Below are 14,151 nucleotides of genomic sequence, written 5' to 3' on the forward strand. Positions count from 1 at the left end.
CTGTATTAAAGAGTTGTAAAGACGACGCTGGCATTGTTGCCGCCGAATCCGAATGCGTTACATACGCCGGTCTGTATTTTTTTCTGAATGGCGTGATTGGGTGTGTAATTGAGATCGCACTCCGGATCAGCTTCATCCAGATTGATAGTAGGATGAATCGTACCGGTATGCAGCGACATAATCGTGGCAATGCTGCCGATTGCTGCCGATGCGCCGATGCTATGTCCGATCATCGATTTGGTAGCACTGATGGCAATCTCGGGCGCACGCTCACCGAAAAGCTGCTTGATGGCTTTGGTTTCGACAACATCCCCCAGCGGCGTTGACGTGGCATGCGCATTGATGTAATCCACTTGATCCGGCGTCATACCGGCATCATCAAGTGCGGCCTGCATCGCCGCTACCTGTCCATCCCTATCCGGTGCCACGATATGCGTCGCGTCGCAGGCACAGCCATAACCAGCAAGCCGGGCATAGATTTTGGCGCCGCGCCGCTGTGCTTCTTCCTCTTTTTCCAGGATCAGGATGCCCGCCCCCTCACCCATGACGAAACCGTCCCGGCCTTTGGCAAAGGGCCGCGAGGCGCGTGCCGGATCGTCATTAAAACCGGAGGATAACGCATATAACGCTTCAAAACCCGCCATGGTCAACGGCAATACACACGCCTCCGCACCGCCGGCAACGACAGCGTCCGCTTTTCCTGTCCGCAACAGATCCAGCGCCATGCCGATCGCATTCGCACCCGAAGAACACGCCGTGCTGCAGGTCAAATTGGCGCCTTTCAAGCCGTGCTTGGTAGCTATCCAGGCAGCGGCGGAATTCGCCATGATGCGGGGCACAGAGAAAGGTGGTATGGATTTATTTTGAAGCTTGCGCACAGCCGAGGATTCAAAGGTTGCAAATCCACCCATACCGGATCCCAGGCTAACTGCCAAGCGCCGCGGATCATAGCCATCAAGGCCGCCAGCATCTTCCACCGCCTGATTAGCAGCATACAACGCCAATTGCGTGAATCGATCGGTCTGATCCAGCTGTTTGGCCGATAGAAAAGCGCTCGGAGTAAATCCGCTAATTTCGCCTGCGATGCGGGAATGCAAATTAGATGCATCGAAACATTGAATGCTGACTATTCCACTTACACCATTAATGGCCGCGTTCCAGAACTGATCAGTACTGGTACCGATTGGCGAAATGATCCCCATTCCAGTAACAACTACGCGCATATCAAATCAAACAGAAAGCTTAACAGCCTGTTTAAGGCAGGATTCAGGAAAATAAGTGTACTTTTAATCAGCGATGAATATACTGAAAGCCAGATTGGCTGTCAAACACATCACGAAACGGTTAAAAGCACATCGCACAGGCCTTTGTCGATAAATCACCGCCGCTTGCAACAATAAATCATGCTGTTTCGCGCATAACCACACCCCTGGTAATACCGCATCAATCCAGGATGCGGCAATTTGCCACATTGCATTATCATAATTTCCAAATAGAATATATAAAAAAGTAATTTGATAGAAAAGCAAACAATGCCACCCTTGCCGCAAGGCAAGTTCGGAAAGCCTACAGATCTCCACACATGAGACGGCTGGGTTGCCTCCCATGAATGATGGGGAGTCACTGAGTCAGAAAGTAACGAATCGGCTTCAGATCATCATTCTGCAATCAAATGCCGGAAGCCGTCATTCGCTAATGGAACCAGCGGTCAACGGCGCAATGTAATTTATTATTGGAGATTCCCAAATGCAAAAAAAACATGTCAAAAAAACCAGTATGCTTGTTTCAGCAGCTATCATTGCTATTGCCGCACTGACGAGCGCACAGTCACACGCTGCAGGTGCCATAGGATTTAAAGCTTGGAACGGTGATATTAATGAACTTAACCTGGGTGGCAGCATCTCTGCCGCGGAGACCGGCCTGCAAAGCGCCTATTCAGATAATCCTCTCTTAAACAATTCTGCCTGGGCGCATACAGGCGATTGGTATACCTTTAAGAACAACAACCTGGGAGATGTTAACGTAACAGTTTCCGGGGATGCCGGTTTTGCTCCGGGTCTTACGGTTTGGGCAACCGGAGTCACGGAATTCGATGGTGGAACCACCGGTTTTGGCAGCGAACTTAGTTCAGCAGGATTTGAAACCCCTCATACATTTAACGCAACCGGCGCAATGGGTGATGCGGGTACGCTATGGATGGCTAGCGGCAATGGCGGCAATGTGCTCGAAACGCTGGGCTATGCAGTTTCCGGCCCTTCGCACACGACTGCCGGATGGGGTGAAAGTATTCTCACCGGCGCAAATGACGTGAGTCTGACCAGCACTTTCGAGAACGGCATCAGTGGCAGCGCGGGGGCAAATTCCGTATCGCTGACATTCGATGACCTGGCACCAGGTTGGTATGCTCTGTACATTGGGGGCACCGAGAATGCTACTGCCGGCGGGGCATTTGATTTGACTGTGAGCGCAGTACCCGAACCAGAAACATACGCCATGTTGCTGACAGGCCTGGGGTTCATTGGCTATCGCCTGAGAAGCCGGAGAAAAGCGCCGAATAAGTTCGCAGCGTAAATAGTCATCATCGTTGTGAAGCAACAGTAGAGAACGGGGCGTTTTACAGCATCGCCCCGCCTCTTGCCTGAAACAAATGAAGTTATCTAGCCGTAACTAAATTCCCTGACGTACACGCCCAGTAGTAAGGAATATCATCATGCTGAACAATATCAAAAAAACCATCGGCACACTAATCACGCTGTGCTGTCTTACTTTTTTTACCGGTACGCTCTCACAGGCTGACGGTTTCGGACCGATCCCCATGTCGCTGAAAGGTGCACCGGTTCCCGGCGTGCCGGGTTTGCTCGGTGGCCCTGACCCGATCGTCATGAATAAAAAGAAAGCGATAGCACTTGGCAAGGCCTTATTTTGGGATACCAATGTCGGCAGTGACGGCATCGCGTGTGCCAGCTGTCATTTTCATGCAGGCGCGGATCGGCGCACCAAAAATCAAATTGCGCCGATAGGCAAAAATAGTCATTTGCCGAAGGATTTTGAGCTTGCAAGCGATGGAACCCCGCGCGGACCCAACAGCACTCTGAAAAGGAGCGATTTTCCTTTTTATCAAACCGATAATCCGCTGAGTCCCATCGGTGTCGCTATTTATAACAGCGACGATGTGGTTTCTTCCTCGGGCAGCTTTGGCGGTGACTATCGCGATGTTAAATCCATCGAAGCCAAGAATGACCAATGCAGCCGCAGCGCCGATCCGGTTTTTCACGTCGGCGCAAAAGGTACGCGCAAAGTTGAGCCACGCAATACACCGACCGTCATCAATGCCGTTTTCAATTTTCGCAATTTCTGGGACGGCCGCGCCAACAATATTTTTAACGGCAGTAGTCCTTGGGGGGATCGCGATCCCGATGCGGGCGTCTGGGTTAGAAATAGCGACGGCACCGTTGCCAAAGAGCGCTTGAGACTCATCAATTCCGCGTTGGCCTCCCTGGCCGTCTCTCCACCCCTGGATGACTTCGAAATGAGCTGCCATGGGCGTACCTTTGCTGATCTGGGTCGTAAGCTATTGGATCGTAAGCCGCTCGAACATCAGCGCGTGCACTGGGATGATAGTGTACTGGGCGGATTGGCACACAGTACACCTAATAATTTGCAGAAAGGATTAAATACCCATTACCATCAATTGATCATGGAGGCATTCAATCCCAAATACTGGGATTATAATCAGACCGGCTTATTCGGCGCGCCGCCGCGTAGCTCCGCAACGCACAACCTGCCGTATCGGCAGGTAGAAGCTAACTTTGCCATGTTCTTTGCGCTCGCAATTCAAATGTATCAATCGACCCTGATTTCCGATGATTCCCCGTTTGATCGAAGTGCTGTGGATGCACACGGCACCCCCATCGACTTAAGCGCATCGGCCCAGCGTGGTATGGATATTTTCCGTGACTCACACTGTGCACTTTGTCATATTGGCCCTAATTTCACATCGTCGGCCGTGGTAACCAATGGTATTTTGCAAAAATCAAACCCACATGCTTTCGGCAATTCCACATTCCGCGTCAGCACCACCAATGTCGTGACCAGTTTATCCTTAACCGGCGGCATGATGTTTCAGGATACCGGTTTTTCCGGTACCGGCGTCACCCCGGTGGAAAATGATATCGGTTTGGGTGGCACCGATCCCTTCGGCAATCCATTTTCGTTCTCTGATCAATATTTACAGTTGCTTGCAGGGAATGCATCCGGGGTGGTAGATCCTTATGTTGCAAACGTAAGACCTTGCGATCTGGATACGTCGATTGCAATTGATAGCGACAGTCCACACGCGCTGCTTTTCACCCGCGTGGACGGGATACAGACCCAAAAACAAAATACTTTGAATTGTTTCAATCCGGCAGGTATCTTTATTCCAACAACCGCAACCGCATCGGCAGAGCTGACCAAACCCAATCGCAAAAGATTTTTAAGCGCAGCCAATGGCTCATTCAAAATCCCTACTCTAAGAAATATAGAATTAACAGGACCTTACATGCATAATGGCGGCATGGCAACGCTGGATGAGGTGCTGGCGTTTTATATTCGAGGCGGTAATTTTGCAACACCACCCAAAGAATTCGCCAAGATCTTCGCGCAAGTTGACTTGCGACTCTCACCGCAAAAACGCATAGACCTGCTCAATTTTCTAAAAAGCTTAACCGATGATCGCGTACGCTTTGAAAAAGCACCGTTTGATCATCCTGAACTGCTAGTTCCACACGGTCATACAGGCGATAACACAACCATTACTAAAACTCACTCCATCAGTAGCGCTCTCGCAGCAGATGAATTCCTGTTGATTCCCTCTGTCGGAGCCGCAGGAAGGACAAAAGCATTGCCAGCGTTTGAGCGCTACTTGCAGTAATGCAGCACCCCTCGCCAAAACCTGTTGCTACCTTACGCCCCCCCAGATTGTTTTCCCAACGGCTCATCTAACGCTTGGTATGGATACGGTTCGGTGAAAAAAACGTCTGGTATTGCATGGCTGACGATATCAATTGATCAGCGGGGTATCAAGGTAACTATCAGATTCTACATATTATAAAAAGACAAATAGCATCAAGTTTGACTGATACAATTCATTTTTAATTGATCGGATAATCACCATGTATCACACATCGCAAATAACTGACACAAAATGGCTTGTTGCTGTTTTAACCGGGATTATGGCGCTTGGATGCACTACAGAAATCAATCTGAACACAGACCCTACCGGCACAATAAAAAACAGCCCGACAACCCAAGTAGAATCTTCAAGGAAGGAGGAATTCATGAAATTTTCGAGCAAACCACCTGAAAGTTGGTTCTGGTCGCACGATATCGATCCGAATCATATCGACGACGTATTATTGCCCGGTATGCATCTGACGCGCTTATCCATTTATGGCAGTGGCAAAAGTCGACGTTTTGCGGCGACCTCTTTTCGAGAATCAGGGATCGAGGGTACGTATTTGCAGGATATTGCAGCAGCCGATTTGGATAGCAAAATAGCAGAAACCGGCGCACGCCCGGTGTCCATTACCGCTGCTGACGTAGACGGTCAATTACGTTTCTCACTGGCTTTGCAAAAAGGATCTGAACCCAAAACAAGTGTGCATATCAACCTTGATGAAATCGGACTGGGCCAGCTGGTTAACGATCAACGCCGCATCGCTGACTTTACAATCTACTCTACAGGCGGAGTCCGCAAATATGCGGCTATTGTGGAGGAGCGCCCCAGGCCTTCATGGGTCTTTACTCGTGTAACCGCCAAAGAACTTGATGCCAATTTACGCAAACATGACGCTACACCGGTGCGCGTGCGTGGCTTTTCTGAAAACGGCGCGCGGTATTTTACTGCGGTAGCAGAACAACTTGATGTCGGAAATTGGGCTTGGTACGATGATATTGACAGCGATACCGTGGCTGGCAAGCTCGACTCGAACAACGCCTATCCTTCCGATCTGGATGCTTATCGTGATGAGCGTGGCGTGCACTTTACGGTGGTCATGTATCGAGATCATAACTGACACTCAGATGCAACAATTTGGATTTAATTTGACGTATGCGCAATAGAATCGAATAAGCATTGACAATCGACATCATCTTACGATAGTTATTTCAATCAATTGGTTACTCGTTTTATTTAGGCAACTTGGCTTTATTTTTCGACAGGACCTCTAATTAATGAAAATTCCTTCCCCTGACGAACGCCGCAAATTACTAATCGCTCGCCGCAACAAGAAAATGGCCCTGTCGCCTCATGCTTATATGCGTGGCAACACCATCCGCTATTATGAATGGTTGCACAGTCAGCGCGGCCACTCCCTTCCACATGGACCTGCCATTTGGATTTGTGGCGACTGTCATCTTGGCAATCTTGGGCCGCTAGCTGACATTGATGGCAAGGTCGACGTGCAAATACGTGATTTTGATCAGACGGTTATTGGCAATCCCGCACATGATCTCTTACGGCTCGCCCTGTCACTAGCCACCGCAGCACGGGACTCAAACCTGCCAGGCATAGTTACCGCACATATGCTTGAGCACTTGATAGAGGGTTATGAGCAAGCCCTCGACACAGACGAAGAGCGAATCTCCTCCATAAAAAAGCCTGATTTGGTCAAGGTAGTGATCCGTAGCGCACTTAAACGCACATGGAAAGAGCTGGCCAAGGAACGTATTGTAAATACCCAACCGATAATTTCATACGGCAGAAACTTCTGGCCCCTGTCAAAATCCGAGAAAAATGCCATCATGCAATTATTTGAAAAACGGGAAATATTAGAGCTGGTCACCACACTGAAGTCCCGCGATAACGATACTAAGGTTGAAGTATTAAATGCTGCTTATTGGGTAAAAGGTTGTAGTTCATTGGGCTTGTTACGCTATGCAGTATTGTTAAGCGTCGGTGAGGACGACTATTGTATTTTTGATATAAAAGAGGCGGTACGTGCTATCGCCCCTCGTTATCAGCACGCCAGCATGCCTCGCGATAATGCAAACCGTGTGGTTGAAGGTGCACGCCAAATGACGCCGGCCTTGGGCAAGCGCATGATTGCGACACGTTTTCTAGAGCATGGCGTGTTTATCCGAGAATTATTGCCGCAGGATCTTAAGCTGGAGCTCGATCAAATGAGCATAGAAGAGGCAATTCATATGTCGAGTTATCTGGCGTACGTTGTTGGCTGCGCACACGCTAGGCAAATGGATGATGAAACCCGTAAAAGCTGGCGCAACGAACTAAAGCTCAATCGCAGCAAGTCACTCGACACGCCTGCTTGGTTATGGAAAAGTGTGGTATGGCTATTGGCCAGTCACGAGGCTGGTTACTTGGAGCATTGCCGTAAATACGCATTACGATTGGATGGCTACTGATAAATTCAGCTAGGCAATACGGACTAATCTCTAACGGACCGTTGAAAAACGTTTTCGAGGCAGCCGATACAAGGCAAAAACAGGCGAGAAAGCGCAGTTTATGCGTAATAAATGAGCATTTTTCGCCTGTTTTTAACACCGTAGCGGCAACGCAGATAGTTTTTCAACGGCCTAAAGTTACCCAATCAAATCAGCATTTGCAGACACTCGAGCCGTCCGCAAGCTGACCACTGGGTTGCTGGCAGTAGACTTCGCGCCCCAAAACCGTCTTGTATGCGAATTCCGGCCGCCGCTGCCAAGTCAACAAAAATTCCTGCTCGGCTTCAATCGATACCGGTTTACCGATAGGAAGAGGAAATTGTTGCAGCACATCCCGGTAAAACGCTTTGCGCTGCCAGTAATTCACATGGATACCATCCATACCAAACCAATGCGGTTCCGGCTCATACAACGTGAAATGCAACCGCGATGCCATCTCCAGCAACCCCGCATGCACCGCCCGGGCACAGTGCATCGTTTCATCTCTGGACATTCGACTGGACGGATAAAAGACCGCGCGAAAGAACGTATAACGCCACTCGGATAAACGCTCAATCGACGTCATCGGCAGATTGGTCACGACAATCTGTGCAGACTGCTGCTGCAATCGCGTGATACACCACTCCACCGCCCGTAAAATCCGTTCCGGCACCACGCCGAACAAAATATCGTTGCCAATATCCGTCAACAATGCAAACGTCGGGCGTGGCTCAGCCGCAGTCAACTGCGCCCACAATCCGCAATCCGCGATCCCCGGCAGTCCACGCCCCAGCGCCTGACTGAACACCCCATACGCCCGCCCATGCCCGACAGCCGTCAGAATCTCGCTCGGCCCGCCAAACCGTTGCTGCATCAGGTGGATGACGAGACGTAACGATAATGTCAGATTACTGGCGCCGAGCAGGATGATGCGATTAGCGCATTTTGTAGGTGATTGTAAAACCATTAGCAATATTGAATTTTCAGAAGTAAAAATACGGTGTACTGTTCGAGTGAATAACTTAATTCGCTAAAGATACGCTGTCCGGTACACCAAAGCGGCGGCGCGGTTCCGACCAAGCGATCAAATCACCGAAGAGCACTCTCTTCTAGGTGCACCGCGACGTCTCCAGCGAGCATTGGTTTCGCGAACAAGTATCCTTGGAAAAAATCAACACCTTCTGAGCACAAGAAGTTCACTTGCGCTTCAGTCTCCACACCTTCGGCCACAACTTGTAGCTTCAAATTCTTGGCCAACATGATGATCGTGCGAACGAGAGTCGCATCGTCAGGATTCTCTACGCAGTCCTTGACGAACGACCGGTCGATTTTCAGAATCGAAAGCGGTAGCCTTCGCAGATAGCTCAAGCTTGAATATCCTACACCGAAGTCATCCACTGAGACTGTTACGCCGCTGTCAGAAAGAGAAGACAACACGCCGCATGCCGCTTCAACATCGCCCAACAAAACACCTTCAGTAATCTCCAAACCAATTTTTTCTAATGGTACGCCCGCCGCGCTGCAAGTTTCTCGAAAGTAGTGCTCAAAACCAGGCTCAAGCAATTGCTGCGCAGAAAGATTGACACTGAGGTGAAAGTCGATACCTCGGTCGAGCCAAGCCCGCTGCATCCGGCACGCTTCTTCAATCACCCAATTGCCAATGACGCGAATGAGGCCGGATTCTTCCGCCAATGGGATGAACTCGTCCGGAGAAATGAGCCCACGCTCGCGGGAGTGCCATCGAAGCAGCGCCTCGGCAGAGCCGTAAACGCCCGATTGTGCATCAACAATGGGCTGTACGAGTAGTTCTAGCTCGCCATTGCGCACTGCAGCCTGAAGTTCGTTATAGACAAACAAGCGTCGATCCGCCGCATGTTGCAGTTCCTCCGTGTACCACTGGAACGCGTTCCGACCGAGCTTTTTTGCCTTGTAGAGCGCCGCGTCGGCATGCTTCATGAGCACGTCCTCCGCCGTCCCGTGCTCTGGCGACTGTGCAACGCCGATACTGCACGTGATCATCAACGTCATTCCATTAATTGCGACCGGCTCTGCTACGATGCGCAGAAGCTCGGACGAAAACGCGCTGACCGCATCGGTACTTGTGTTACGAAGCACAAAGATGAACTCGTCTCCACCGAGCCGACACACGAAGTCTTTCGGATCGCGCGCCTGCTCGAACCGGGCCGAGATCAGCTGGAGAAAGACATCTCCCACGCAGTGCCCGAGAGAGTCGTTGATTTGCTTGAACTGATCGAGATCAACGAAGAGTAGTGCGCAGGACTCGCCATTTTGAATGGGTTCCTCGAGAAACACTGAAAGCTGAGAGCGGTTTGGAAGTCCCGTCAGGTGGCAATGCTCCGCTAAATAAGCGATCTTTCGGAGTGCAGCGTTGCGCTCGGTGACGTCGATGCAAATGCCGAGCACGCCCGGACCCGTCTCAGGACTATCGAACGGAACCTTCGTGGTCATCAAATCGCGAACATTGCCATCACAATCTGTAATCACTTCATTGATGTACTTGATCTTCCCTGACCGAAGCACTTCTAGATCGTCTCGGCGAAAGCCTGCAGCTTCTTCGGCGTTGGGTGCGAAGTCTGCGTCGCAGAGCTGGCAGATTCGCTCAGCCGAAATTCCGTATGCCTTGGCCACCGCCTCATTGGCCAAGATGTAACGCCCCTCGGCATCCTTCGCGAAGATGAAATGAGGCACCAAATCTATCATTTGTCGAAAAAACGACGACGCGGCGGGAATCGATTTCTTTCTCATAGCGTAAGCCCTCAATCAAGTATCAAGTAGATTGAAGTAGCCATCTGTTTGTACAACCCGAGAGTAAAATTAAGCTCTGCTATCATTAGTTAATCAACCGCAGGCGACTGATGAGTTGCTTGAAATTAATATAAATCTCATTGAGTGCTTGGTTATCAAGACCTCGCTAGAAACGCTTCGAACTGTGCACCAACTAAACCACTGAACCAAGCGTTTCCTTGCCTCCACTTAAGTCACTGAATGTTCTGGTATACAAGCATTCATACTTTACTGTACACCATAGCTGTTTAACAAAAATATTATCATGATATTTAGAAAATATCATGGTTATTTGCAGGGAGATTAACCAAAATAAGCTCCAATAAGCCGTTTATGTAACTGCAAAATGTTCTCGGGAACCTTGGTAAATTCTTCATCAGAGAAAAAGCTCCCCCATAAAAACATCATCAGTGATTTGATTTCTTTAAGTTGCTTTCTTGAATAATGATAAATATCCTTGCGGGTATGCTTTCCGTCAAGACGCCATATCACAAGACTATTTGTTTTCACCGAACAATTTTAACCCATTGGCTTACAAGCGTTTTCTTTATTCTGTTAGCCGCCATCCCAGTCCCTGCTTTCGCCCAGGCCCAACAACTCCAGACAACCCAACCAGCCATCCTGGACGCCATCAACATCAACGCCACCCGCAGCGAGCGGTCACCGGCGCAGATTCCGAACAGTATCACGCAGATCACGCATACTCCGCAGCATCATTATCAGCCCGGCGCCACGCTGGATGAGTTTGCGCGCGGCACGCCGGGGGTTTTCTTTCAGAATCAGTTTAACTTTACGCAGGATTTGCGCATTGCGATTCGCGGTTTTGGCGCACGCTCGCCGTTTGGCGTGCGCGGCATTCAATTGCGTGTGGATGGCATTCCGGCAACGCTGCCGGACGGGCAAACGCAACTGGATTCAATCGATCCTGCATTGATTGAGCGCATGGACATTGTACGCGGGCCTTCGGCGGCGCTGTACGGCAATGCATCCGGCGGACTGATTGACATCACCACGCGCGAGGCACCGCCGGAAAAGCTTGTCATCATGCCGCGCCAGGTGTTTGGTCAGTATGGTTACTTGAAATCTGAACTGTTTATGGGCGGCCGCAACGGCAATCTCGGCTACAGCCTGTTTGGCTCGCACTTGCAGCAAGACGGTTGGCGCGATCACAGCGCGATGCAGAACACATTTGCGCAAGCCAAGCTGAATCTTCAGACGAGCGTTGATTCCGACCTGATGTTGGTGTTTCGGGAATTCTATTCGCCGCTGTCCAAAGACCCGGGCGCCTTGACCAGCGCCGAAGTGCACGCCAATCCCCGGCAAGCCTCCGCACGCAACGTGCAGTACAACGCCGGCGAGGAGATCCGGCAGGAAGAAATGGGCGTGCGTTTTCGCAACAAACTGTCCGCAGGCAAGGAACTCACTGTCACCGCACACGTATTGCACCGCGATTTCAATAGCCGTCAGCCATTTTTTGACGGCGGGCAGGTGCAGTTTGATCGCTGGGTAGGCGGACTGATGGTGCAGTTTGTCAATGATCATATATTGTTCAATCGCCCCAATCGCTTTCTGGTCGGTGTCGATTACGGCGTGCAAAATGACAATCGGCAGCGCTTCAATAACAATTTCGGCGTAAGAGATTCGTTGAATCTCAGTCAAATCGAACGCGTGCAAAGCGTCGGACCGTTTTTCCGCAATGAGTGGAATATGGCGGACAAACTGGACTTGGTCATCGGCGGGCGCTGGGATTGGCTGAATTACCAGGTGAAAGACGCCTATAAAATTGACGGCAATCAATCCGGCGGCAGAACGGTATCGCAAGCCAGCGGCTCAGCCGGGCTGGTGTATCACGTCACCGAACGGCAGCAGATTTACACCCATATCGCTTCAGTGTTTGAGGCGCCGACCACCACCGAATTGCTCAACAACCCGACGGGAAGAGGCGGATTCAATCCTAATCTGAACGCGCAAACGTCGCTCAGCAATGAACTTGGCTTTCGCGGCAACTCAGCCGGATTTCAATACGATACCGCGGTGTTTTTCATCCGCACCTGGGATGAAATTACGCCGTTCGAGTTGCCGTCATCGCCGGGCCGGGCATTTTTCCGCAACACCGGGCAATCACGCCGCATAGGTGTGGAAACACGTCTGGCCACGCCGGAATGGAAAGGTCTGCGTGGCGAAGTCAGTTACACGTACTCCAATTTTGAATTTGAAAAGTATGTGGTGAACGACGCGAATCTGAAAGGCAACGTATTCCCCGGCATCCCCACGCACCGTTGGGAAGGGTTGGTGCGTTACGCGCATCCCCTTGGTTTTTTCGGGCAAGTTCACGCGCAGCGTGTGGGTGAATTTTTTGTCAATGACACCAATACCGCCACCAATCACGCCTATAATCTGGGACAATTGTTGCTGGGCTGGGAAGCAAAGCGCAACGGCATCGAAGGTTCCGTGTTTGTCGGCATCAATAATCTGTTCGATGCCCAGTATAACGCCAACACCCGCATCAATGCCGCGCTGGGGCGCTATTTTGAACCGGGGCCGCCGCTGAATGTGTTTGGCGGCGTGCGCGTTCGTATCGTGGCATTCTGAACGCCACATGTATTAAGACCTCCCAGCAGAAATGCCACATTGATACCCGTTATTGGTTACTCGTAGCACGCTTTCCACAAAGGAATTTGACATGATCACCGCCGCACTTTACGACGCGAAACCGTATGACCGCGAATACTTCGACCGTGCCTTGGGCAGCGAGCGCATCGCTTGGCAATTTCATGAATTCCGCCTTGGCGCGCAAACCGCTGCCACCGCCGCCGGGATGCACGTGGTGTGCGTCTTTGTCAACGACCATGTGGACCGCACCTGTATCGCCGGACTTGCCAAAGGTGGCGTGAAGCTCATTGCGCTACGCTGCGCCGGGTTCAACAATGTTGATCTTAAGGCTGCTCAGGAATTCGGTATCGCCGTCGTGCGCGTGCCCGCCTACTCACCCCACGCCGTCGCGGAACACGCCATCGGCCTGCTGCTCACGCTCAACCGCCACATCCACCGCGCCTACAACCGCGTCCGTGAACACAACTTCTCACTCAATGGACTGGTCGGCTTCGATCTCGTCGGCAAAACCGTGGGTATTATCGGTACAGGCAAGATCGGGCGCATCGCTGCCCAAATCTTTCGCGGCTTCGGCTGCCGCGTCATTGCCCACGACCTCATACCGAACACAGATTGGGCCGCTCAACAAGGCGTTGAATACACTTCCCTGCCCGCGTTACTGCAAAACAGCGACATCATTTCCCTGCATCTGCCGCTCACCCCGGAGACTTTTCACTGCTTCCGCCGCGACACCCTACAACAGATGAAGCACGGTGCCTACCTGATCAACACCAGCCGCGGCAAACTCATTGACACGACCGCGCTGCTCGATGCGCTCAAAACAGGCCACCTCGGCGGTGTCGCGCTGGATGTCTACGAGGAGGAAGAAGGCGTGTTCTTTGAAGACCATTCCGAGCATCTGTTGCAAGACGACGAGCTCAATCTCCTGCTCACCTTTCCCAACGTGCTCATCACCTCGCACCAGGCGTTTCTGACGCGTGAAGCCCTCGGTGAAATCGCGCGTGTTACCACCGAAAACATTCTCCGGCTGGATGCCGGTCATTCACCGCTGGACGGGACAGCGCTTTAACAGGTTGTTGAAAAACTATCTGCGTTGCCGCTGCGGTGTTAAAGACAGGCTCAAAATGCTCATTTATTAAGCATAAGCTGCGCTTTTTCGCCCGCTTTTGCCTTGCATCGGCTGCCTCGAATACGTTTTTCAACGACCTGTTAATACCTGGGAAACCCTGATCGTTTTGCAACCACCCGCTAACACGTATTGAGACCAACCAGCAGTGATGATACATTGGCAGCAACTATTCTAAGATCTAT

General features: G+C 51.0%; 9 protein-coding genes and 1 riboswitch. Of the genes, 6 read left to right on the top strand and 3 right to left on the bottom strand.

The window, feature by feature from the left end; genetic code table 11:
• Window positions 1-5: 5 nt before the first annotated feature.
• Window positions 6-1,223 carry a beta-ketoacyl-ACP synthase II gene (fabF, locus tag C8R34_RS09470; protein ID WP_110340166.1) on the bottom strand — a complete coding sequence of 406 codons (1,218 nt, stop codon included), beginning with the start codon at window positions 1,221-1,223 and terminating at the stop codon, window positions 6-8.
• 301 nt (window positions 1,224-1,524) lie between these two features.
• A riboswitch (cyclic di-GMP riboswitch) is annotated at window positions 1,525-1,604 on the top strand.
• 142 nt (window positions 1,605-1,746) lie between these two features.
• Between fabF and C8R34_RS09475 the strand changes: the two genes are divergently transcribed.
• From C8R34_RS09475 to C8R34_RS09490, 4 genes are all read left to right on the top strand, one after another.
• Window positions 1,747-2,571: an FxDxF family PEP-CTERM protein gene (locus C8R34_RS09475; RefSeq protein ID WP_110340168.1), complete on the top strand. Its 825-nt coding sequence runs from the start codon at window positions 1,747-1,749 to the stop codon at window positions 2,569-2,571.
• A 139-nt stretch (window positions 2,572-2,710) separates the two neighbouring features.
• Entirely contained in the window at window positions 2,711-4,912 is a 2,202-nt protein-coding gene (locus tag C8R34_RS09480; RefSeq protein WP_110340170.1) for a cytochrome-c peroxidase, read from the top strand.
• Window positions 4,913-5,318: 406 nt separating this feature from the next.
• Window positions 5,319-6,056 (top strand): hypothetical protein, encoded by a 738-nt coding sequence (locus C8R34_RS09485; protein ID WP_132467085.1) that lies wholly within the window; start codon window positions 5,319-5,321, stop codon window positions 6,054-6,056.
• A gap of 157 nt (window positions 6,057-6,213) precedes the next feature.
• Window positions 6,214-7,404, top strand: coding sequence for a DUF2252 family protein (locus tag C8R34_RS09490; protein WP_110340174.1), 1,191 nt, complete (start codon window positions 6,214-6,216; stop codon window positions 7,402-7,404).
• A 190-nt stretch (window positions 7,405-7,594) separates the two neighbouring features.
• Here C8R34_RS09490 and C8R34_RS09495 read toward each other — a convergent pair whose 3' ends face one another.
• Both C8R34_RS09495 and C8R34_RS09500 read right to left on the bottom strand, forming a co-directional pair.
• Window positions 7,595-8,389: a hypothetical protein gene (locus C8R34_RS09495; RefSeq protein ID WP_110340176.1), complete on the bottom strand. Its 795-nt coding sequence runs from the start codon at window positions 8,387-8,389 to the stop codon at window positions 7,595-7,597.
• 122 nt (window positions 8,390-8,511) lie between these two features.
• Entirely contained in the window at window positions 8,512-10,188 is a 1,677-nt protein-coding gene (locus C8R34_RS09500; RefSeq protein WP_110340178.1) for a bifunctional diguanylate cyclase/phosphodiesterase, read from the bottom strand.
• A 483-nt stretch (window positions 10,189-10,671) separates the two neighbouring features.
• Between C8R34_RS09500 and C8R34_RS09505 the strand changes: the two genes are divergently transcribed.
• Both C8R34_RS09505 and C8R34_RS09510 read left to right on the top strand, forming a co-directional pair.
• Window positions 10,672-12,819 (top strand): TonB-dependent receptor, encoded by a 2,148-nt coding sequence (locus tag C8R34_RS09505; protein ID WP_110340180.1) that lies wholly within the window; start codon window positions 10,672-10,674, stop codon window positions 12,817-12,819.
• 91 nt (window positions 12,820-12,910) lie between these two features.
• Window positions 12,911-13,909, top strand: a complete 999-nt coding sequence (locus tag C8R34_RS09510) for a 2-hydroxyacid dehydrogenase (protein WP_110340182.1) — start codon at window positions 12,911-12,913, stop codon at window positions 13,907-13,909.
• Window positions 13,910-14,151: the final 242 nt, after the last annotated feature.

This window comes from Nitrosomonas sp. Nm84 (assembly GCF_003201565.1).
Taxonomy (GTDB): domain Bacteria; phylum Pseudomonadota; class Gammaproteobacteria; order Burkholderiales; family Nitrosomonadaceae; genus Nitrosomonas.